Origin of the sequence: Cyanobium sp. L1E-Cus (assembly GCF_024345755.1) — a bacterium.
In the GTDB taxonomy this organism is placed as follows: domain Bacteria; phylum Cyanobacteriota; class Cyanobacteriia; order PCC-6307; family Cyanobiaceae; genus Cyanobium_A; species Cyanobium_A usitatum.
Genome location: NZ_JAGQBS010000002.1, coordinates 178,668 through 199,725, shown reverse-complemented (window position 1 = coordinate 199,725; position 21,058 = coordinate 178,668). Strand labels below are relative to the sequence as shown.

The following is a 21,058-nucleotide window of genomic DNA, read 5'->3' as shown; positions in this document are numbered from 1 at the left end:
GCTTGGTTGCCTTAGCACTGCTCAATCAGACTTTCGCTATCAAGAACCAGCTGGCGCAACTGCTCCAGCTGGTTTTTTTGTGCCCCTTCCCACAGCCCCCTGTTGTGGGCTTCCAGTAGCCGTTCGGCCATGTCGCGCAGGGCCCAGGGATTGCTCTGCACCAGAAAATCACGCACTGTCTGATCCCCGAGCCACTGGTCGCAGATGGCGCCGTAGCCCCAGTCGGGGACTCGGCCGGTACTGGCGTCGTAGGCAAACAAATAATCGAGGCTGGCAGCCATTTCGAAGCCGCCTTTGTAGCCATGGCCTTTCATCGCTTCGATCCAGCGGGGGTTGAGCACGCGGCTGCGCAGCACCTTGTCAAATTCCCGCTCCAGCCGGTGCATCCGGGGCCTGGCAGCTCGGGAATGGTCGCCAAACCAAAGTGCTGGGCGCTGCCCTGAGACCCGTTCCACCGCTGCACTCAAGCCTCCCTGAAACTGGTAGTAGTCGTCGGAGTCGAGCAGATCGTGCTCCCGGTTGTCCTGGTTGTGCAACACCACCTGCACCGCCTTGAGCCGCTGCTCCAGGCCGCTCCGGTCGGCCTGGGCTTCGATACCAGCCTGCCCAGAAGCCCCAGCCTGGCTGTCGTAACGCCAGCTGCTCCAGTTCAAAAAAGCCTCGCCCAGGTCAGCCCGCTCCTCCCAGTTGCCGCTGTCGATCAGGCCCTGCAGTCCTGCCCCGTAGGCGCCTGGCGCTGAGCCGTAGACGCGGGCGCTGTGGCCTTCGCGGTGATAGGCGGCGGCGAGGGGGTTGTCCGCCTCTGGTTCGGTTAGGGCGGCTACCAGTTCAGTGGCCCGGTTGACCCACCCCACCAGTTGGGGGAAGGCGTCGCGGAACAGTCCTGAGATGCGCAGGGTCACGTCCACCCGCGGACGGCCCAGCAGGCTCAGGGGAATCACCTCCAGATCCACCATCCGGCGGGTTGGTCCATCCCAAACCGGTCGCACGCCAAGTAGGGCCAGGGCCTGGGCGATGTCCTCGCCGCCATTGCGCATCGTTGCCGTGCCCCAAACCGATAGGGCCAAGCTGCTCAGGTGCTCCCCCTGTTCCTGAAGGTGCAGTTCCAGCAGCAATTCGGCGCTGCGTCGGCCCAGGTCCCAGGCCGCTTCAGTGGGTAGCCCGCGCAGGTCGACGCTGTAAAAATTGCGGCCCGTCGGCAGCAGATCTGGTCGGCCGCGGGTGGGTGCTCCGGATGGTCCTGCGGCAATGCGCCCCCCCTCCAGGCCCCGCAGGAAGGCTTCCCGCTCGGCGTGACCGCAGGCCAGTAGGGGGGGCAGCAGGGCCTGGCGCAGGTGCATCAGCGCCTGCTGCAGCCTGGGTCCAGCCAATGGCGAAGGCTGGTCTTGGCTTTGTTGCACGCCGGCCAGCTCCTGCTCCACCAGGGTCAGAGCTTGCGCTTCCAACAGCGCAACCCCATCTCCCACCAGGCGCGGTAGCTCTCCGCCAAAGGCGCCCTGGAGCCGTTGCTGGTCTGCCTGGCCTAGGGGCGTGCTGTCTTCATCACCCCAGGGGTCAAAGCTGAGTTGGAGGTCTTGCGCCAGGGCCTGGGTGAGGCCGGGTTGTGCCGCCAACGGACAGCGGGCCAAACAGAGCAGCAGCTCCGCCAGGCGACCGGGCTCCGGCAGGGTGCCGAAGGTGTGGAGCCCCAGGCGGATCTGGGCCTCCTTCAGCTCGCAGAGGTAGCCATCGGCAGCATCAAGCCGGCTATCAAGCTCCGCTGCGCTACCGAGCGGCAGTTCCATACTCTCGAGCTCCTTGGCCAGGGTCTGGCGCAGGGGACCGGCCCGTTCACTGCCGAGCTGACAGGCCTCCCAATACTCATCCAGCAAAACCTCAAGTCGCTGCAGCGCCCCATACAGGCCCGCCCGCCCCAGGGGCGGTGTCAGGTGATCGAGGATCACCGCCTGGCTGCGCCGCTTGGCCTGGGAGCCCTCGCCGGGATCGTTGACGATGAAGGGATATAGGTGTGGCAGCGGCCCAAGGGCCCACTCCGGAAAACAGCTGGCGGACAGACCCAATCCCTTGCCAGGCAACCATTCCAGGTTGCCGTGCTTGCCCACATGCACCACCGCATGGGCGCCAAACTCCAGGCGCAGCCAGAGGTATTGGGCTAGGTAGGCGTGGGTGGGGGGCAGGTCGGGGCTGTGATAGCTGAGGGCCGGATCCCTGTCGTAACCGCGGTCGGGCTGGATCAATACGCTCACATGCCCCAGCTGCAAGCCCCGGATCGGGAAGCCGGGTACAGCTCCGGCGGCGCTAACCAGAGCCACATCGAGTTCAGGCGGTCCCCACACCGCCTCCAACCTTTGGCGGCCCTCGCTGGGGAGGCAGGCATACCAGTCCTGGTATGTGGCAAGGGGCAGCAGGGTCAGGGCGGGTCGGTGCTCGCTTTCCGGATCGTTGCTGCGTCCAGCCAGCAGCATCTGGATCAGGGCCTCGCCATCGACAGGCACTGGGCCCTGCAACTTGTAGCCGGCCCCCGCAAGCCACTGCAGCATCAAGGCCGTTGAGGCCGGCGTATCGAGTCCAACGCCATTGGCGAGGCGGCTGTTGCGGGTTGGGTAATTGGCGAGCACAAGCGCAACGCGGCGTTCGGCAGCTGGGGTTTGGCGCAGCCGGATCCAGTTGGCACAGAGCTGGGCGATCCAGGTCAGCCGTTGCGGATCCGGTTGGTAGCGCTGCAGGGCCGAAGCCAGACGCTCGCTGGCGCCCACGGTCTCCTTAAAAGCCCCAATACGGGTAGTGAGCCGCCCGTCCAACTCTGGCAAGGCCACCTGGAGGGTGAGGTCGGTCGGGCCTAAGCCGATGCTGCTGGTCTGCCAGCGGCTGCGGGGCTGGCTACTGCAAAGCAGCTGCAGCACAGGCACACCAAGTTGCTCCCATAGGGGTGCCCCTAGGCCGGCCTCCTCAAACTGCACTGAGGCAAAGGAGGTGCTGCACAACACGGCCTGGACTCCTTCCCGCTGCAGCAGGTCGGCCACGCCCCGCTGCACCGCCCCATCCCGTAGACCGCTTACCCATAGCGCGCGCGGGCACAGTCCTGCCTGGCGCAGGGCCTGCAGGGTGGCTTCCATCAGGGCAAGGTCACCGGCCTGCAGTAGGGCCCTGTAGGCAATCACGCCTACGCGAGGGCCGTTCTCCTGCTGCCAATCATGGGGTAATGGATCGGCGAGGGGCTCGGCTTGTAGCGGCGCTGGGGACTGACCTTCAAGCAGAGCCTGCAAAGCCCGTAGCACCTTGCGCAGGTTGGCGGGTCCCCCCTCCCGCAGACAGCGGGCCAGGCCGATTGCTAATTCAGGGGCGACAGTGCCTACCCCCCCCAGCACCTGCTCCTCATCGGCCGTGCCAGCCAGCACAAGCAATTGGCGCTCTGGGGCTGAGCCTGCCCAGCTCTGGAGCTGCTCCAAGCCATAACTCCAGTGACCCCTGCCCCCCAGTAACCGCACAACCACCAGCCGGGCGTGGCGCACGGTGGAATTGAGGTAGTGGTCGATCTGGGCCGGGTGAGCCAGGGCCGCCAGGTTTAGGCCGCGCAGCTCCGCTTTCAGCAGCTGAGGTTCCCGCTCAAGCAATTGGTCAATCGCCAGCAGGTCGGTGTCGGCACTGCTGAGCAGCAGCACAGGCGCGGCAGGCTGCTCCACCAGGGCGCCGATATCGGCTGCTGCTCCTCCCCCAGGTACCGATGCCAAGCGATGCATCGCCCCATCCTGCTTGCTGCGGTGAGAAGATCGGTTCAACTCGGCCCCAGGCCGCCGCGCCAGCACAGCCCGCTTCGCCCTCACCATGCACCAGTTCCTGCCCTACGCCTGGTTCGGTGGCCGATGCGTGCCCTTTGCCGAAGCCACCCTGTCGGTGGCCACCCACGCCCTCCACTACGGCACGGGAGCCTTTGGCGGCATGCGGGCCCTGCCCAATCCCAGCGACCCGGCTGAGATCCTGCTTTTCCGCGCCGATCGCCACACCCGCCGGCTCAGCCAGAGTGCCCGGCTGCTGCTCACTGAGCTACCCGAAGAAACCATTCACGACGCGATCGTGACCTTCTTGCGGGCAAATAAACCAACCTGCCCGGTTTATTTGCGCCCGTTTGTTTACACCAGTGATCTGGGTATCGCACCCCGGCTGCACAACATTGAGACCGACTTTCTCATCTACGGACTGGAGCTGGGCGACTACCTCTCCCCGGAGGGTGTGAGTTGCCGCATCTCCTCCTGGACCCGCCAGGAAGACCGCTCCCTACCCCTGCGCGGCAAGATCAGTGGCGCCTACATCACCAGCTCCCTGGCCAAGACAGAAGCTGTAAAAAGCGGTTTTGATGAGGCTTTGCTACTTAACAGTCGCGGCAAGGTGAGTGAAGCCAGCGGCATGAATCTTTTTATTGTTCGAGATGGCGTCTTGATCACCCCCGGGGTTGATCAGGACATCCTTGAAGGCATCACCCGGGCCAGCGTGCTGGAACTTGCCCAGGCCATGGGCATCCCCACCCTGGAGCGTCCTGTCGATAAGAGCGAGCTGTTTGTGGCCGATGAAGTGTTCCTCAGTGGCACCGCCGCCAAGGTCACCCCGGTGCGCCGGGTAGAGACCACCGACATGCCTGGTCATCGGCCGGTAATGACCGCGATTCGTGAGCGCCTTACGGCAATCACGGAAGGGCGCGATTCCGCCTATGACCACTGGGTGACCCGGATTCGCGTAGACGGTTGATCAACATGACTGCGGCATTAGCACCCCAGCCGGTTCAGCGAATCGGCTTTCTAGATCGCTTGCATGGGCCTGAGCGGCCGGTGCTGGTGTTTGACGGTGCTACAGGCACCTCGTTGCAGCAGATGGATCTAGGCCCCGATGATTTCGGCGGCGCTGCCCTTGAGGGCTGCAATGAAAATCTTGTTTTCACCCGCCCCGATGCGGTGCAGGCAGTGCATCGCCTGTTTTTGGAGGCGGGCTGCGATGTGATCGAAACCGACACCTTCGGGGCCACCTCGCTGGTGCTGGCCGAATACGACATCGCCGACCAGACCTTTGCACTCAATAAGAGGGCGGCAGAGCTGGCCCGCGAAGTGGCGGCTGCCTACTCCACCCCAGAGAAGCCGCGCTTCGTGGCTGGCTCCATGGGGCCGACCACGAAGCTGCCGACCCTGGGCCACATCGACTTCGACACGATGAAGGCATCGTTTGCTGAGCAGGCCGAAGGGCTGCTGGCGGGAGATGTGGATCTATTTATTGTCGAGACCTGCCAGGACGTGCTGCAGATCAAGGCAGCCCTGCAGGGCATTGAGGACGCCTTCGCCAAGACAGGCCAGCGGCGTCCGTTGATGGTGAGCGTGACGATGGAGACCACCGGCACAATGCTGGTCGGCTCCGATATTGCTGCTGTGGTAGCGATCCTCGAGCCATTCCCGATTGATGTGCTGGGGCTCAACTGCGCCACGGGACCGGAGCAGATGAAGGAGCACATCCGCTATCTGAGCGAGCACAGTCCTTTTGTGGTGAGCTGTATCCCCAACGCCGGACTGCCAGAAAATATCGGCGGTGTAGCCCACTACCGGTTGACACCGCTCGAAATGAAGATGCAGTTGCTGCACTTCGTTGAAGACCTAGGCGTGCAGGTGATCGGTGGCTGCTGTGGCACCACCCCTGCCCACATCGCCGCATTGACCGAGTTGGCAGCCGAGTTGCATCCTGCTGCTCGACCGGTACGCACCCCCAAGACCCAGCACGCACGCCCCCTGCTGCAGGGTGAGCCTGCCGCGGCCTCGATCTACAGCACCACGCCCTACCACCAGGACAATTCCTTCCTGATCATTGGTGAACGGCTTAACGCCAGCGGCAGCAAGAAAGTGCGCGAGCTGCTAGCTGAGGAGGATTGGGATGGCTTAGTTGGAGTGGCGCGGGGTCAGGTGAAGGAGAACGCCCACGTGCTCGACGTCAACGTCGATTACGTCGGTCGCGATGGTGAACGGGACATGCATGAGTTGGTGAGCCGTCTCGTCACCAACGTCAACCTGCCGTTGATGCTTGATTCTACTGAGTGGCAGAAGATGGAGGCCGGGCTCAAGGTGTCCGGTGGTAAATGCATCCTCAATTCCACCAACTACGAAGATGGAGACGAGCGTTTCTTCAAGGTGCTGGAGCTGGCCAAGGCCTATGGCGCCGGGGTGGTCGTGGGCACCATCGATGAAGAGGGAATGGCACGCACAGCGGAGCGTAAATTTGCCATCGCCCAGCGCGCCTACCGAGACGCGGTTGAGTTTGGAATTCCTGCTCACGAGATTTTCTATGACCCCTTAGCCCTACCGATATCCACGGGAATTGAGGAAGATCGGCTCAATGGTGCGGCCACGATTGAGGCAATCCGCCGCATTCGCACCGACTTACCAGGGGTGCATGTGGTGCTGGGCGTCAGCAACGTGAGTTTTGGCTTGTCGCCGGCGGCCCGGATTGTGCTCAATTCAGTATTTCTGCACGACTGCTGCGAAGCCGGTATGGATGCGGCGATCATTAGCCCTGCCAAGATTCTGCCCCTGGCAAAGATCAGTCCGGAGCATCAGCAGGTGTGCCGGGATCTGATCTACGACCGGCGTCGCTTCGAGACCAATGAGCCGGGTTCTATTTGCAGCTACGACCCTCTCACCGTTCTCACCACCTTGTTTGAAGGGGTGAGCGCCAAAGAGGCCAGGGCCTCAGGCCCCTCTCTCGCCGACCTGAAGGTGGAGGAGCGTCTCAAGCAGCACATCATTGATGGTGAGCGAATCGGGCTTGATGCCTCCCTAAACGAAGCGCTTGCTACTTACCCACCACTGCAGATCATTAACACCTTTTTGCTCGACGGCATGAAGGTAGTGGGCGAGCTCTTTGGCTCCGGCCAGATGCAGTTGCCCTTCGTATTACAGAGCGCCGAAACCATGAAGGCGGCAGTAGCCCATCTCGAGCCCCACATGGAAACGGCCGAGGGAGAGAGCTCGGCCAAGGGTAAATTTCTGATCGCCACCGTAAAAGGCGATGTGCATGATATCGGCAAAAATCTTGTAGACATTATTCTCACCAATAACGGCTATGAGGTTATCAATTTAGGCATCAAGCAAAGCTGCGAGGCCATAATTGTTGCCCAGCAGCAGCATCAGGCCGACTGCATCGCCATGAGTGGCCTGCTTGTGAAGTCAACGGCCTTCATGAAAGACAACCTAGAAGCCTTTAATCAGGCTGGCATTGCTGTGCCGGTAATACTTGGCGGAGCAGCACTTACGCCTAGGTTCGTTAATGGCGATTGCCGGGCCGCCTATCAAGGTCAGGTCATTTACGGCCGCGACGCATTTGCCGATCTGCGTTTTATGGACGCCCTGATGGAGGCAAAAGCAGACGGTGCCTGGGACGACCTACAGGGTTTCCTTGGACCGATTCCGGAGGGGCTTGGCATCGCCTCTCCCGAGACCCCCGCAGAACAGCCTGCCAAGGCGGATGGAGTGATTGAAGCGGTAGCTGTTTCCACTGAAGCAGTAGCTGTTTCCCCTACAGAAGCCGCTGTCAGCGTTGAACCAAATGATCAGCGCTCTATGGCTGTGGCCGAAGAGAGCGCCCTTGAGCCACCTTTTTGGGGTAGCCAGATTTTGACTGAGCAGGAGATCGACCTGCAGGAAGTATTCGCTTACCTAGATCGCAACGCCCTATTTGCAGGCCAGTGGCAGCTGCGTAAGACCCAGCAGCAGAGCCGCGAAGACTACGAAGCAATGCTGGTCGAGAAGGCGGAGCCCGTTCTGCAGCAATGGATGGCGCGCTGTCTCGAGGAGGGCCTGCTTTCACCCCGGGTGGCCTACGGCTATTTCCCCTGCGGCCGTAGTGGCAACGCTGTTGTCTTGTTTGACCCAGCTAAGCGTCAGCAACAATTAGGACGCTTTGAGCTGCCCCGTCAGCGCTCAGGCAACCGCTATTGCATCGCTGATTTCTACCGAGATCTCGCTATAGCAGCCGATGGCTCGTCGCTGCCAACCGATGTGTTGCCGATGCAGGCCGTAACCATGGGCGAAGGCGCCACCAGCTTTGCCCAGCAGCTTTTCAAAGCCGATCAATACACCGATTACCTCTATTTCCATGGACTTGGAGTCCAGATGGCTGAGGCTCTGGCCGAATGGGTGCATGCGCGCATCAGGCGTGAGCTTGGCTTTGCTGATCCCACCGCGATGCCGCTGCGCGACGTGCTGGCCCAGCGCTATCGCGGTAGCCGCTACTCCTTTGGCTATCCCGCCTGTCCAAATGTGGCCGACTCCCGCCAGCAGCTCGCCTGGCTCGGTGCCGAGCGGATTGGTATGTCGATGGATGAGAGCGACCAACTCGAACCAGAGCAGAGCACCACTGCCCTGGTTGCCCTACACAGCCAAGCCCGTTACTTCTCAGCCTGAGCAGGGGGGCAGCGGCTTCTAGCCTGGCCAATCACCTTGCAAAACGGCTATGGCCATTGCCGGACCTGGCGGCGTTGATGCCGCAATCGCCTCGGGCATCGACCTGGATGGCACCCCGATCCCCTCCGAGATGATCGCTCTCTACACGGAGGTGATGGATCTTGAAAGCCAGCGGGCCCGCAGCGGTGTCAAAAAATCGATGCGCAATCGCATCGTCAAGACAGGCTCGAAGCACTTCGACCAAGCCAGCCTTGATGCCCGGCTTAAGGCCGCCGGATGGGATGGCTTGAAAGCTAAGGAGATTGCTTTTTTCTACTCCTGAGCTTTAGCTGCAAAGGTCTTCGAGGGCGTCGATCACCTCCTGCTGAAACTCCTCCAGGTTTGAGGAGTCGCTCAGGTCGATGCCTTCGCCGGCGGCGTTCTGGGTGAGTTCCTGGAAATGGAAAGCCCCTTCGCCGTGGGCGAGGAATTCCATGGCGGAGGGTTCACCGCTTTCTTTGTACGCATCGCAGAGGGCCAGAAAGGCCGCGTCTTCGGTGAATTCCCAGCTCATGAAGGGGGCCGCGCTGAAAGACAGGGTGAACGCGCTCTTCGACCTTTAACGCCTCCCCCCCGGAATCCGTCAACTACCCAGCCCAACTTTGTGCGGGTGTGTTGCCTTTCGCATAGCTCTGAAGCTTGTCGTCAGCCCAGTGCTGCAACCTCCGAACTGCCTGGCCAGACTGGAGCTATCCACATTTTCCCCGGTTCCCGTGAGCGATTCCAGCCAGCCAGCTTCCGCTTCGCTAAATGTGCTGGGTGAACCCTTGGTGGTGTGCGGCTGCCAACCAATGACAGGTTGGTTCCGCGACGGTCATTGCCGTACCAATGCCGCCGACCTGGGTCGTCACAGCGTCTGCTGTGTCGTGAGCGATGCCTTCCTGCGCTACAGCCAGGCCCAGGGAAACGACCTCAGCACCCCGGCGCCCGCCTATGGCTTCCCCGGTCTCAAGCCTGGAGACCATTGGTGTGTGTGTGCGCCGCGCTGGCTTGAGGCCTACGAGGACGGCATGGCACCTCCTGTGCGCCTAGAGGCCACGGAGGATTCCGCTCTGGAGGTGATTTCCTTAGCAATCCTGCAAGCAAACGCTGCTTGATTTGAGATTTACCAGGGGATTCGCTGCCCATCCCAGGCCCAGAACTGCCCAGTCTGTTGGGGCCCAAGCACCGCCAGTACGTCGAGCAGCTGCTTAGCAGCGCGCTCTGGGCTGAACAACCGATCTGGCGGCACACCGGCCTGGAAGGGGGCGGAGAGGCCCGTGGCCGTGGTTCCGGGGTGGAGCAGGCTCACACACCCCTTTGGCTTTCTGCGAGCCCATTCCAGGGCCAGGGTGCGCAGCATCTGATTTTGGGCAGCCTTGGCGGCCCGGTAGGCATACCAGCCCCCGAGTTGGTTGTCGCCGATGCTCCCCACCCGGGCGGAAAGGCTGGCGAAATGAAATGGGTCAGCGGGGCTAAACAGGGATTCGATCGCCTGGGCCAGCAGCAGGGGCGCAAAGGCATTCACCGCAAAGCTGAGCTCTAGGGCCTGGCGATTCACCTGACTGAGGCGCTTTTCCGGTTGGAGCAGGGGCCCATGCAGCAGGCCGGCCGTGTTGATCACCAGCCGCAGGGGGGGGCGATTTTCAAGGCTTGCTGCCAACGCCGACAGGCTGGAGTCGTCGGTGAGATCCAGCGGTAAAAACCCGACCTCTCGCCACAGGGGATACCCAGGCAATCGCCAGTCCTGGCGTGAGACTCCCACAAGCTGCAGCCCCGGGGCGATTCGGCCCAGCTCCTGGAGCAGGGCCTGGCCGATGCCGCCACACCCCACCACTAGGCCTGTGCCATGCCAGTCCTGCCAGGGCGAAGTTGAGCTCATTGCCACAAAAATTCCAGAGCTGAAGCCGCACCCATGGGCCTGCCGCATGATGGCAGTGCCTACCTGCCTGCTGCTTCGGAGTCGATGGGCATTCGCATCGCCGTGTTGGGCCTGGGGGCTTGGGGGCAGACCCTTCTTGAGCGCTGGGGTCAGCAAGGTCACATCGTCACGGGTTGGTCCCGGCGCTCTGGCAGCAGTCCGGTGGACCTGCTTGCCAACCAGGATCTGGTGGTTTCCGCGGTAGCCATGGCAGGGGTCCAGCCCCTGGCTGAGCAGCTGGCTCCCCATTGGCCCACTGGACTGCCGCTATTGAGCTGCAGCAAGGGGTTGGATCTCCAGCTGCTGGCAACTGCCACCCAGCTCTGGTCAAACCAGTTGGCGGCTGCCCCCTTGCTGGTGCTGAGTGGGCCGAATCTGGCAACCGAGGTGCGCCAAGGGCTACCTGCGGCCAGCGTTATCGCAGCTGCGGATCAGGATCTAGCCCGCCGCTTTCAGCAGCAGCTCAGCGACACTTCGCTGCGGCTCTACACAAACACAGATCCGATTGGCACCGAGGCCGCAGGGGCACTCAAAAACGTTATGGCCGTTGCGGCCGGCATCTCCGATGGTCTGGCTTTAGGTGCGAACGCCAAGGCATCCCTGCTCTGCCGGGGTTTAGCCGAGATTGGCGTGGTGTTGGAGGGTTTAGGCGGTGCCACCAGCACTCTCTACGGCCTGGCTGGCTTGGGGGATTTATTGGCCACCGCCAACAGCAGCCTCAGCCGCAACTATCGCTGCGGCGTGCTTCTGGCCGAGGGCTGCAGCGAGCAGCAGGCAAGCGAGCGCATCTCAGCAACCGTTGAGGGTCCTCGCACGGCCAGAGCGGCTCTGCAGCTTGCCAGCCGCAAAGGCTGGCATCTGCCGATCTGTGAGCAGGTTGTGCTGGTACTCGAAGGCCACACCACCCCTGCTGCCGCCGTTAAGGCTCTGATGGAGCGCGATTTGCGGCCGGAGTGGCAGCAAGCATGACCTTTCCTGGCTCTGCTGTAGCGCCACTTGTCTCCCTGCCAGCTGTGCTGGTTGAGGCTTTTGCTGACGGACCCTGTTGCGGCAACGGTGCGGCCGTGGTGCAGCTACATCAGCCCATGGGCGATGTTGCCTTGCAGGCCATTGCCCGCAGTCTCAACCAGTCTGAGACGGCTTTTTTGCTGCAACAGCAAGGCCGCTGGACCCTCCGCTGGTTCACCCCCAGCTGCGAAGTCCCCCTCTGCGGCCATGCAACACTCGCCGCCCTGCTGGCCTTGGGCCACTGGCAGCAGCTGGCGCCCGGCGCGGGATTGGAGCTGTTCACCCGCAGCGGCCCCCTGGCGGTAGCCCTTGATGCCAGCGGCAGTTCAGGGCAGCTGGTGCTGCCTAGCGCCGGTCTGCTGCCGGCCGAGCCATCGGCACCGCTGATCCGGTTGCTGCATGAACGCCTAGGGGGGGCACCCCTGGCCTACTGGAGCTCAGGCCTCGGTTATCGGGTTGCCTTGTTGACGCCTGAGGCAGCGCTGGCCCAGTTGCCTGGCCTGGCTTCGGAATTAGAGGGTCCTGATCGTGGCGGCTTGGTGTTGATGCAGGCCATCGAGAAGGTATCGATAGACGACCTTCCCTCCGTGCTTGGACGGCCAGCCGACTACCAGCTGCGGTTCTTCGCTCCAGGACTTGGCATTGATGAGGATCCGGTAACTGGATCTGCCCACGCGCTGGTTGCGCCTTTTTGGCTCGATCGCCTAGGCCGTAGCTCCGTAGTGGGTTGGCAGTGCTCGCCGCGGCCGGGGGGGATGGTGTGCGATGGCGCTTCTTCGGGCATGATCCGACTTAGCGGTTCGGGCCACCTCCTTTGGAACGGCACATTGCGGGTGCAGGCCGATGGCTCCGGAGCCGACTCCTGGGCCTCCCTGGCCGCCTGCGCCTGAATCAGGGACTACTCCAGACCAGAGGACTTCTCCAGACCAGAGGTCTTCTCCGGACAAGAAGACTTAATGTGCATGGTCTGTTCAGCCGGAGACTCATGCTGGCTGGCCCCATGGCCGTTGTGGCCGTGGCGGTGGGATTTGCGGCCCAGGGCCTGGCTCCCCGCCCCTATGGGGCCGCCCAGGGCGAGTTGCTGGATGCCCTTATTGATACGCCGCCCCCGGCGCAAGACACCACTACCGCAGCTGAGCAATTGCGTCGTCTCGAGGCGCGCCGGGCCACCCCTCAAGCCACTTCCACTTCCACTTCCACTTCCCGCCTCGGCCTGGCAGAGCCCGAAGCGGGTCCGGGAGTCGATCTGGAAATCCGCGTCGCCCTGCTCGGCGCGGGCGCCAACCCCGATCTCTCCGCCAGCGGAGCCTGGCAGGTTGTCAGCCGAGACGGCCAGCTGCTCCAACAGGGCGGCGCTGGCAGTTCGGTGAACCTCAATGAACTCTGGCTCCAGGGCCCAGAAGCCTGGCTGCAGACCAGTGGGACCTCCGTACTGGTCAACGGCCGCCCCTATGGAGGGCGCCTGCGTCTGATTCCTGAGAGTGGCGGGCTCAGGGTGGTCAATCACGTTGGTCTGGAGACCTACATCGGTGCCGTGGTTGGAGCTGAGATGCCTAGCAGCTGGTCGTTAGAGGCTCTGCGGGCCCAGGCCGTAGCCGCCCGCTCCTATGCCCTCGCCCACATGGCTCGCCCAGCCAACCGTCACTGGCATCTTGGTGACACAACCCGCTGGCAGGCCTACAAGGGCCTCTCCAGCAGCAACGAACGCACCCGCCAAGCTGCATCCAGCACCGCCGGCATGATCCTCAGCTATCAGGGCGCCATCGTGGAAAGTCTTTATGCCGCCAACCGCCAGATATCCCTGGAAGCCCATGGCCATCTCGGCGCAAGCATGAGCCAGCACGGCGCCCAGGATCTGGCTATGCAGGGCTATCGCTACAACCAGATTCTTGGTCACTATTACCAGGGAGCGTCTCTGGCCCGCCTCAAGGCTGGTGCGAGCTGAGCGCATCTGGCAGCTGGCGCTGCAGTTATCCAGCCAGGCGCAGGCCAGCGGCTCCTTGGTTCCCCTGGCTACCGAGGTCCTGGCGGCCCCACAGCACCAGCCATTTGTGTTGCGGCGTTTGCTGAGCACCACCCCCAAACACCTACGCCGTGGTGGCCCCAAGCCGAATCCTTTTTTGCCCTGGGAGCAAGCTCTGGAAGTGGAACGGCTCAGCAGCGGCCATGTGGTGCTGCTCAACAAATATCCAGTGCAGGCGGGCCATCTGCTCCTGATCACGGACTCCTGGCAGCCGCAATCCGGCTGGCTTTCTGCTGACGACTGGCGCGGGGTTTCGCTCCTGGCCAGTGACACCGGTGGGCTGTGGTTCTTCAATAGTTGTGCCGCCTCTGGCGCCAGCCAGCCCCACCGGCATCTGCAACTGCTGCCCCGCCGCGCTGGAGAAGCCAGCACACCCCTGTCTGCGGCAATTCAAGTCCAGCTGGATAGGGGCGAGCGCCCCTGGCCCTGGGCCTATCGGCTGAGTCGCCGCACAGATGCCCACGGGGGTAGGGATCTAGCTGCCCTTTACCTGGAGCATGCCGAGCAACTGGGCCTGGGCTATCCCCACCAGGACGCCCAGCCCAGGCACCCATACAACCTGCTCTTTGACGACAACTGGCTGCTCACCGTGCGGCGCACCCAGGAACATTGCGCTGGCTTCAGCCTCAATGCCCTTGCCTTTGCTGGCTATCTGCTGGCCACGGAAAGGTCCGATCTCGAGTTGCTGGAGCGAGAGGGGCCTTGGTCCTTACTGCAGGCGGTTGCCGCTGCCCCCGACAAGGACATGTGATCAACGTTCCGTAATTTTTCGGTTGCGCAATAGGGCCCCGTCGCGGCTGGTTGGAAAGGAAGGGAACGAAAACCCTGCCAACCCAACTTCAGCCCATGACCCAATCGATCAAAACCAAATCTATCTGCCGCCGTGCCCTGCAACAACGCAACCAGCGGGTGAACCAGTACTGCGGTCTGGTTACCCCAATTGCTGTTCACTACTGCCGCCGCTGTCCGGAGCCCCTCGACGACCTGGTTCAGGTGGGTCTGATGGGCCTCCTACGAGCCGCCGAGCTCTATCAACCACAAACAGCAACTCCTTTCGAGGCCTTTGCCAGACCCCACATCCGGGGCGCCATCCTGCACTACCTGCGCGATTCGGCATCGGCCGTGCGGTTACCGCGCCGGCAGATGGAGCTGCACGACAAGCTGCGCCAACTGAAGGCCAGCTGGAGCAGTGGCCATGGGCAGGAGCCCAGCGCCGAAGATCTGCGACTAGCTCTGCAGCTCAGCCTTGAGCAATGGCAAGAACTACTACGTGGTCAAGCCCTAGCCAGGCCTGTGGATCTGGAGACTGGCTATGAGGAAACCAGACTTCACGACGGTTGGAGCGGCAGACCCTCGGAATCTGGATTCACCGGCGCGGATGACTGGGAGTATCAGGGAGCTGAAGTGCGTCAGCAACTTGCTTGCCTTGAGCCCGGGTTACGTCGTGTGATCCAGAAAGTAGTGCTCTCGGGCTGGAGCTACCGGCGCACGGCAGCCCTGCTTCAGGTGAGTCCGATGACCGTGCAGCGGAGGCTCAAGCAGGGCCTGGCACAGATGCGTGCCGCCCTGCTCAATGCAGACGCGTTCTCAAGCCTCAGCTGCCAGCCGAGGCCGCATCCCGCTCCATCTGTTGCTCCAGCGTGCTGATCGTGGCATTCACGGCTGCTAGCTGGCGTTCCACGCCGTCCCGCCAGAACTGCAGCATGCGCAGCTTGCGCTCTTGATGACGCCTCCAGCTACCAGCACCACCGTCATCAACGCTGCCACAGCAGCCCAGGAGGGGAAGCATGAGAAAGTGGGAAAGTTCCTAAAGGTTCTAGCGAGCCTGGCGGGCTTGCCGAGTGTTGTGTTTCTCCCCCAGCGATGGCCCCGAAACACCCTTCGGTCAGTTCCATTCCCAGCCCCTGTACGAGCTCTCAATCTGGGTTTGCAACCGACTGCCCGTCATACCCTTTTGGAGTAGGGGCCATTGCACTCAAACCCAACACCCTGATTACCAGATTTCCGTTGCGGCCGATCAAACTGCTGATAGCAGCTGCCCTGGGGGCTCCCCTCGGCCTGTTGCAGGCGCTGCCAGCGGCCGCTTACGTGGCTCTGATGGCGGGACAACAGGCCCGTCCCCTAAATGGCACCTTCAACAAGGTGCCGGTTCTGCACTCGAACCAGCCGGAGGAGGTTGAAGGCCCCGGCATCCTGATCAGCACAGCGCCTGGGTATGCCTACGCCGAAGAGACTGGCCAGCCCTTGCGCAACGCCGAATTCACCTTCAACGGTGACTTTGGGGTGCACATGCACCACAAGTACTTCCCCGCCAACCGCCGCCAGCTATCCCGCTCTGGTAGGCGTCCAGAACTCACCCTAGGGCTGATTCTGATTAATCCCGGAATGCGGGCAGTGCACATCCGCTTTGAAACCGGTGCAGTACGCAACAGCTTTGAGGCGCCCTATCTTGTCAATTACAAGATGGGAGTAAGACCTCTCGGGCCTCGCCCTTGGAATACCGGTCCTGGAGATGCAACCGCAGTGCAGGTTCTACGCGGTCGTCTAGATCCAAAACTTGATCAGGAAATTACTATTCCTGCCCGCAGCCGCATTGTCCTATTTCAGACCCAGCTGCCTGCGCTTGGCATTGCTAACGCCTTGTTGAAAGGTACTAGTGATGGACCTTTTCAGATGGCTGTTGTTGCTGGGAAAGAACCCAATAGCGACTGGGATCTAATCGCTATTTTGGATCGGGGACGGCTTGCTCCGGGCAGGGTCTACCTGAACCGCATCGCTGACATCAATGGCCGACGAATTTTCTCCCGTGTGGGAGGTGTTGCCATAGGTGATTCCTACCAAGCCACCCTGAACCATAATCTCGCTCAGCAAGGTCCATTACATTTTCCGCTAACGAGCACTAACCGCCATAATTTCGGCACCCGCGAGGTGCAGGTGAATCCACTCGTCAGCCGCATGGTGGATTCATCCCTAGACAATGTTGGCACCTACGGCGTTCGATTTGATGTTGATCTAAATCTCAAGGGGGCTGGCCCCTATGAGCTGGTTCTCAGCCATCCCACCGCCTCAGGCACTGGTAAAACTTTCACCGCCTTCAGGGGATCATTGCAAGTACGCACGGAGGAAGGGCTTCAAGAAATGCACGTAGGGATGCGCTCTGGCCAAAGCTTGCCCCTCACCTCTTTGAATCTTCGGGGAGGTGTATCCAACCCAGTTCGAATCAGCTTGGTTTATCCGGCCGATGCCACCCCTGGTCACCTACTCAGCATCGTGCCAGCCAGTCAGGTCGCCATGGTGCAGGAGCGACAGCGTTTGCTTGAGTTGGCTCGCAATACAGCCTCCCCCGCGGCGATGACGCCCCCCCAGTCACTGCCTGCGATTCCAGATCAAGATCGTGATGGTCAGGATGGATCAGAATTAATGGCCCCGTTGGTGCTGCAGCCACGCTTCCCCAGCCTGCCGCCCCTCAGAGCAAATCCTCCGCCGCCACCGCCAATTTATCAGCCGCGTTATTCACCCAACCAAACTTCAACCCCTGGGAATAAAAGCTTGGTTGATCGCTACCAGCAGGCTCTGGAAGCGCAGCAGGAAATGATGCGCGACCTTATTGGCCGTTAGGCATGGCTAAGCCGGCGGACCCCAATCGTCGCCGCTTCAGTCTGGAGCTGCCCGTCGATTTGCTCGACAAAATTGATGCGCTTAGGGCGGAGTGGGGCATCCGCAGTCGCGGAGATATTTTGGAGCGTCTGCTACAAGAGATCTTCCCAAATACTGAGGAAGCTGAGACCTCTGTTCTGGCCGACACCGGCAATAACCAGCCTGATGGTTTTGTTAGCGAACAAACCAGCCTGGAATCAACCTTCAACGAACAGGGGGCTTTGGTGTTGATGACCCGGGGCTCCGGGGGAGACCTATGCCTAGATCGGGAATCAGCTGATCGTGAATTTGCCTTCAATTTCGATGTTGATGCGTCGATGGCAGCGGAAGTGCGTCCTCGTCAGAGCGGCATTGACCTACCTGGCTTTGTGAGGCGCCAATCTGACCAGCTCAAGCGCAGTCTGCAGCCCTTACGCCAACCCATGGATCTGGCGCAAGAACCCCTCCCCCATGTAGGAGGTGATGTGCTCGAACGCTCCCTGGCCAGAGCCCGTGACCACTGGCTTGAGCTCTACGGCAAGGTTGCCAATGAGGCGGTACTTGAAGCCGCAATGGTGTGGTTGGCCCAGGACATTTGGGGCCAGAGTGATCAAAGTGAGGGCCGCCCTTTTACTTGGTCGCTTGCCTGCGATGTGGTGGCCAATACGGCTCCCAGCTGGGGCAGGGAGCCCGCAACTTTTGAGCGAGTCATGGTGATGGCAGGTTTGCTGGAGGATCCCTTCAGCACGTCAACCTTGGAGCTCCGCTTACCAACGCTGATCAGGCGCTTTGTTCATCGTTTCCGCAAGCGACGTAAGGGCACCTCGTTCCAGACCCTGGAACACACCATGACCCTGCATGGAGCCTTAAAGCTGCTGCAACTGCCAACGGCGCCGGGTCAGCGTCTCACCCTGCGACAGATACGGGAGGCTTACCGCGAGTTGGCGATGAGCCATCACCCCGACTCTGGCGGCACGGAAGAAACCATGCGGCGCCTAAACGAGGCCTACCAGCTACTGAAAGAGCTCTACCGCAACGAATAGACTCGTATACTGCATCTCATCTGAGACGCTTTATTGGTCTTGTATTAATTCTTGGACGAGACAAGCGATTTACGGCTTCCTTGCGCGCATCATCATTGCAAGCCACAACGGTTTGATTTCCCAGATGCTGGACGGAAAGCTGCTTATCTTTCTCGCCTGAGATTCATGATTGGTCTCCTTAAGGGTCTTGCCTGAGTGGAATGGGATTCTGTATTCTTGGCCTAAGCAGCCTGGTCTTGCTATAAGACTACTAATCAGTCTTGGATGAGATAGCTGAGGCATCAGCCAGTGAGCTTTGCTCACTGGCTGATGGCATCTAATTGGGCTTATTCCCAATTTTTCCGTATTTCTGCCTGCATCTCCTTGGGCGCTATGGGTTCCCTCGGACTGCCACGCCTCGAAGTCGTTTCATTGATTGCTTGTTGTTGTGGCCAGATGACGGCCTGAATAGCTTGTCCAGCCATCTCAGCTGGTCTGGTCCAGATCATCCGTCTCGCTTCAGAGTCGTTGCAGCAGCACACTCGGAAGACTTGCGTCACTGTGTCATACACAGGTACGCAAGTTTTTCGGGCCATGCAAGAGGCTTGCTGAAGCTTCGGAACTTGCTGGCCCGAGAGGGGGTCGAGCAGCTGGCCGAGCAGCTTGCCAATAGGATGATCAGCTATCTCATCTTGGATTTATATATGGACCATGCCTGCGTCTCGGGTGAGACTTTCGGTAAGGGAGCTGGGCAAGGCGCACGGTCCTTCCGGCAGTTATCAAAACGTGAGCTTCGGCCTGCCGCCCAATCTGTGCGAGCAACCTATGATTCTCTTGCGTCCCAACCAGGACGCATTAATAGTCCAATAAAAAGACCCGGACGAGACAAGCGCTCCTCCGGGTCTTGGTGCTGGTTGGGTTGGTCTGGTCTGGATCAGGTGCTGGTTTGCATGCCCTGGATCAGAAAGTCGAAGTAAGGGCCCGCAAGGGCAGCCTGGTCTGTGCTCAACAGGGCTAGCGAGGCCTCCTTCATAGTGCGCATTGCATCCACCATGCCTGGCATCGGTACGCCGAGGCTGTTGTACATCTCACGGGCACCAACCAGGCCAATCTGTTGAATCATTTCGGTGCTACCGGCGAGAACGCCGTAGGTCACCAGGCGCAGATACCAGCTGTAGTCGCGCAGGCACTGGGCCCGCTGCTTTTGGCCGTAGGCATTGCCACTGGGGGCCACGTAATCGGGGTTGCGCTGGAAGAGCTGTTTGGCCGACTCATCAACAATTTTTTTCTCGTTGTCGGTTAGGAGCCGCACAACCGCCAGCCTTTCGGCTCCCCGGCTGAGGTACTCCACCATGGAGCGCAACTCGCCGCCACTGGGATACCGCAGCTGATCATCAGCCTGAAGGATCAGATCCCGAACGACGCTCATCGCAGCGACCACACGCGTCCATCACTGTATCGACTCGTCAGCAAAATCACCGTGCCCCGCCGCAAGGTGTAACGCCCCTTTGCACGGCGTAGGGTGAAGGATTGGTAGGCGGGCGTGGGCACTAAAAGCTTTGGCAACGGCGCTGGTGGTGGCAAGAGCGATGGCCTCGATCTATCCACCGGCATGACCGTGACGGTGGCCATTACCGGCCTATCCCATGACGGGCAGGGCGTGGCCCGTCTCGCAGATCGGGTCTTGTTTGTAGCTGGTGCCTTGCCTGGCGAGCAGGCGAAAGTACGCCTCACCCACAAGGCCCGTCGCCACTGGTTGGCCGAGCTGCAACAGGTGCTTGAGCCGGCAGCGGAGCGTCGAAGGCCTCCTTGCATCCTTGCTGAAGACTGTGGTGGTTGCAGCTTGCAGCACCTAGACGACTCGGCCCAGCAGCACTGGAAGCACCAAAAAGTCGTTGATGCCCTGCGGCGTATTGCCCACCTTGATACGGAGGTTGCTCCCTTAATGGCAGCGCCAGAAGGGCTCGGCTATCGCAACAGGGCGATTATCCCGCTTGAGCGCTGCGAGGACGGGCGGTTGCGGGCTGGCTTTTATCGCCCTGGCACCCACAAAATTGTCAATATGAATCGCTGCCCGGTGCTTGATCCGCGCCTGGACGCTTTGATCGCACCGCTTAAGTCGGATCTTGAGACCAGTGACTGGCCGGTTGATCGGGACTGCCGCGAGGGGGGTGGCCTGCGCCATTTGGCCCTGCGAATCGGCAGCTACACGGGTGAGTTGCTGATCACCCTGGTAAGCAGCACCCCAGACCTGGAGGGCATCGAGATCCTGGCCGCCCAATGGATGCACCGCTGGCCCGAATTAGTGGGGGTGTGCCTGAACCTGCAACCCCTAGCCACCAACACCCTGATGGGACCCGAGACACGCGTGGTTGTCGGACGTAGCTGGGTGCAGGAGCGTTTCTGCGACCTCGAGCTGCGCATTGCAGCAGACACCTTTTTCCAGGTCCATACCCGACAGGCTGAGCGAATAGTGCCCCTGGTGCTTGCAGCCCTTGCGGGCTCTGCGCCTGGCGTAATGGTTGACGCCTACTGCGGCATTGGCACCTACAGCCTGCCGGTGGCTGCGGCTGGTTGGCACGTTCATGGAATTGAACTAAGCCCCGAGGCCGTGCACCAGGCCAAGGCCAATGCCCGCGAAAACGGCCTGAGTGAATCAGCCACCTTTGAGACCGGGGTCGTGGCCGAGTGCCTGGCTGAGCACCTGGTTCACTGCGATGCGGTGTTTCTCGATCCCCCCCGCAAGGGACTGGAGCCCGCCACCCTGCAGGCGATCATCGAACGCCCCCCCGCCCACCTGCTCTACCTCAGTTGCGACCCCGCCACCCTGGCCCGGGACCTAGGCCAGCTGGTTGGCGGCGGCAGTTATCGATTGGAGAGCGTTCAGCCGATCGACTTTTTCCCCCAAACAAGCCACGTAGAAACATTGACCGTTCTGAGCCGTATCGGAGCTGGCGTCCCAACTCCGCAGCCCGAGGCAGCGGAGCCGGAGTAGGGG

General features: G+C 61.4%; 17 protein-coding genes. 12 read left to right on the top strand and 5 right to left on the bottom strand.

The genetic code is table 11. The annotated features are described in order from the left end of the window. Positions 1–11: 11 nt before the first annotated feature. The gene (gene cobN, locus KBZ22_RS01050; protein WP_255020937.1) at positions 12–3,740 is read right to left on the bottom strand and encodes a cobaltochelatase subunit CobN; all 3,729 of its coding nucleotides are present in this window, start codon (positions 3,738–3,740) and stop codon (positions 12–14) included. An 85-nt stretch (positions 3,741–3,825) separates the two neighbouring features. Between cobN and KBZ22_RS01045 the strand changes: the two genes are divergently transcribed. The 3 genes from KBZ22_RS01045 to KBZ22_RS01035 are packed head-to-tail and all read left to right on the top strand — an operon-like array spanning position 3,826 to position 8,754. After that, complete coding sequence (locus KBZ22_RS01045) at positions 3,826–4,743, top strand: branched-chain amino acid transaminase (protein WP_254942040.1); 918 nt, start codon at positions 3,826–3,828, stop codon at positions 4,741–4,743. Between the two features lie 5 nt (positions 4,744–4,748). Then, positions 4,749–8,432, top strand: coding sequence for a methionine synthase (gene metH / locus KBZ22_RS01040; protein ID WP_255020698.1), 3,684 nt, complete (start codon positions 4,749–4,751; stop codon positions 8,430–8,432). A gap of 49 nt (positions 8,433–8,481) precedes the next feature. Further along, positions 8,482–8,754 (top strand): DUF4090 family protein, encoded by a 273-nt coding sequence (locus KBZ22_RS01035; protein ID WP_254931395.1) that lies wholly within the window; start codon positions 8,482–8,484, stop codon positions 8,752–8,754. A 3-nt stretch (positions 8,755–8,757) separates the two neighbouring features. Here the strand turns inward: KBZ22_RS01035 and KBZ22_RS01030 are convergent, their stop codons facing one another. Then, on the bottom strand, positions 8,758–8,985 hold the full coding sequence (locus KBZ22_RS01030) for a hypothetical protein (RefSeq protein ID WP_106501778.1): 228 nt from the start codon (positions 8,983–8,985) through the stop codon (positions 8,758–8,760). 199 nt (positions 8,986–9,184) lie between these two features. Here KBZ22_RS01030 and KBZ22_RS01025 point away from each other — a divergent pair, with 199 nt between their 5' ends. Beyond that, positions 9,185–9,568, top strand: coding sequence for a DUF2237 family protein (locus KBZ22_RS01025; RefSeq protein ID WP_254942036.1), 384 nt, complete (start codon positions 9,185–9,187; stop codon positions 9,566–9,568). An 8-nt stretch (positions 9,569–9,576) separates the two neighbouring features. On the opposite strand, the gene KBZ22_RS01020 is transcribed toward KBZ22_RS01025, so the two are convergent. After that, positions 9,577–10,332: an SDR family NAD(P)-dependent oxidoreductase gene (locus tag KBZ22_RS01020; RefSeq protein ID WP_255020697.1), complete on the bottom strand. Its 756-nt coding sequence runs from the start codon at positions 10,330–10,332 to the stop codon at positions 9,577–9,579. Positions 10,333–10,365: 33 nt separating this feature from the next. On the opposite strand from KBZ22_RS01020, the gene KBZ22_RS01015 reads away from it, so the two are divergent. The 5 genes from KBZ22_RS01015 to KBZ22_RS00995 all read left to right on the top strand — a co-directional run bounded on the left by KBZ22_RS01015 (position 10,366) and on the right by KBZ22_RS00995 (position 15,049). Then, positions 10,366–11,340: an NAD(P)H-dependent glycerol-3-phosphate dehydrogenase gene (locus KBZ22_RS01015; RefSeq protein ID WP_255020696.1), complete on the top strand. Its 975-nt coding sequence runs from the start codon at positions 10,366–10,368 to the stop codon at positions 11,338–11,340. Next, entirely contained in the window at positions 11,337–12,269 is a 933-nt protein-coding gene (locus KBZ22_RS01010) for a PhzF family phenazine biosynthesis protein (protein WP_255020695.1), read from the top strand. The genes KBZ22_RS01015 and KBZ22_RS01010 overlap by 4 nt, the downstream gene beginning before the upstream one ends. 95 nt (positions 12,270–12,364) lie before the next feature. Further along, positions 12,365–13,324 (top strand): SpoIID/LytB domain-containing protein, encoded by a 960-nt coding sequence (locus KBZ22_RS01005; protein WP_255020694.1) that lies wholly within the window; start codon positions 12,365–12,367, stop codon positions 13,322–13,324. After that, complete coding sequence (locus KBZ22_RS01000) at positions 13,314–14,153, top strand: ATP adenylyltransferase (protein WP_254942031.1); 840 nt, start codon at positions 13,314–13,316, stop codon at positions 14,151–14,153. Before KBZ22_RS01005 ends, KBZ22_RS01000 begins: the two co-directional genes overlap by 11 nt. Positions 14,154–14,248: 95 nt before the next feature. Next, on the top strand, positions 14,249–15,049 hold the full coding sequence (locus KBZ22_RS00995; protein ID WP_255020693.1) for a sigma-70 family RNA polymerase sigma factor: 801 nt from the start codon (positions 14,249–14,251) through the stop codon (positions 15,047–15,049). On the opposite strand, the gene KBZ22_RS00990 is transcribed toward KBZ22_RS00995, so the two are convergent. Next, entirely contained in the window at positions 14,997–15,191 is a 195-nt protein-coding gene (locus KBZ22_RS00990; protein ID WP_254959992.1) for a sigma factor SigF, read from the bottom strand. The genes KBZ22_RS00995 and KBZ22_RS00990 overlap by 53 nt on opposite strands. Before the next feature lie 308 nt (positions 15,192–15,499). On the opposite strand from KBZ22_RS00990, the gene KBZ22_RS00985 reads away from it, so the two are divergent. Next, positions 15,500–17,020, top strand: coding sequence for a DUF3370 family protein (locus KBZ22_RS00985; protein WP_255020936.1), 1,521 nt, complete (start codon positions 15,500–15,502; stop codon positions 17,018–17,020). Positions 17,021–17,022: 2 nt separating this feature from the next. Further along, positions 17,023–18,081, top strand: a complete 1,059-nt coding sequence (locus KBZ22_RS00980; protein WP_255020692.1) for a DnaJ domain-containing protein — start codon at positions 17,023–17,025, stop codon at positions 18,079–18,081. Between the two features lie 913 nt (positions 18,082–18,994). On the opposite strand, the gene KBZ22_RS00975 is transcribed toward KBZ22_RS00980, so the two are convergent. Beyond that, positions 18,995–19,489 carry an allophycocyanin subunit alpha-B gene (locus KBZ22_RS00975; RefSeq protein WP_255020691.1) on the bottom strand — a complete coding sequence of 165 codons (495 nt, stop codon included), beginning with the start codon at positions 19,487–19,489 and terminating at the stop codon, positions 18,995–18,997. A 114-nt stretch (positions 19,490–19,603) separates the two neighbouring features. Here KBZ22_RS00975 and rlmD point away from each other — a divergent pair, with 114 nt between their 5' ends. Next, positions 19,604–21,055, top strand: a complete 1,452-nt coding sequence (gene rlmD / locus KBZ22_RS00970) for a 23S rRNA (uracil(1939)-C(5))-methyltransferase RlmD (protein WP_255020690.1) — start codon at positions 19,604–19,606, stop codon at positions 21,053–21,055. The last annotated feature ends 3 nt before the right edge of the window (positions 21,056–21,058 follow it).

Coding starts and splice junctions, on each gene's coding strand:
- KBZ22_RS00990 (WP_254959992.1), bottom strand. CDS start 15,191: ATGCTTCCCCTCCTGGGCTGCTGTGGCAGCGTTGATGACGGTGGTGCT.
- KBZ22_RS00980 (WP_255020692.1), top strand. CDS start 17,023: ATGGCTAAGCCGGCGGACCCCAATCGTCGCCGCTTCAGTCTGGAGCTG.
- KBZ22_RS00985 (WP_255020936.1), top strand. CDS start 15,500: ATGGCGGGACAACAGGCCCGTCCCCTAAATGGCACCTTCAACAAGGTG.
- KBZ22_RS01020 (WP_255020697.1), bottom strand. CDS start 10,332: ATGAGCTCAACTTCGCCCTGGCAGGACTGGCATGGCACAGGCCTAGTG.
- KBZ22_RS01045 (WP_254942040.1), top strand. CDS start 3,826: ATGCACCAGTTCCTGCCCTACGCCTGGTTCGGTGGCCGATGCGTGCCC.
- KBZ22_RS00995 (WP_255020693.1), top strand. CDS start 14,249: ATGACCCAATCGATCAAAACCAAATCTATCTGCCGCCGTGCCCTGCAA.
- KBZ22_RS01015 (WP_255020696.1), top strand. CDS start 10,366: ATGGGCCTGCCGCATGATGGCAGTGCCTACCTGCCTGCTGCTTCGGAG.
- KBZ22_RS01030 (WP_106501778.1), bottom strand. CDS start 8,985: ATGAGCTGGGAATTCACCGAAGACGCGGCCTTTCTGGCCCTCTGCGAT.
- KBZ22_RS01005 (WP_255020694.1), top strand. CDS start 12,365: ATGCTGGCTGGCCCCATGGCCGTTGTGGCCGTGGCGGTGGGATTTGCG.
- metH (WP_255020698.1), top strand. CDS start 4,749: ATGACTGCGGCATTAGCACCCCAGCCGGTTCAGCGAATCGGCTTTCTA.
- cobN (WP_255020937.1), bottom strand. CDS start 3,740: ATGCATCGCTTGGCATCGGTACCTGGGGGAGGAGCAGCAGCCGATATC.
- KBZ22_RS01010 (WP_255020695.1), top strand. CDS start 11,337: ATGACCTTTCCTGGCTCTGCTGTAGCGCCACTTGTCTCCCTGCCAGCT.
- KBZ22_RS00975 (WP_255020691.1), bottom strand. CDS start 19,489: ATGAGCGTCGTTCGGGATCTGATCCTTCAGGCTGATGATCAGCTGCGG.
- KBZ22_RS01035 (WP_254931395.1), top strand. CDS start 8,482: ATGGCCATTGCCGGACCTGGCGGCGTTGATGCCGCAATCGCCTCGGGC.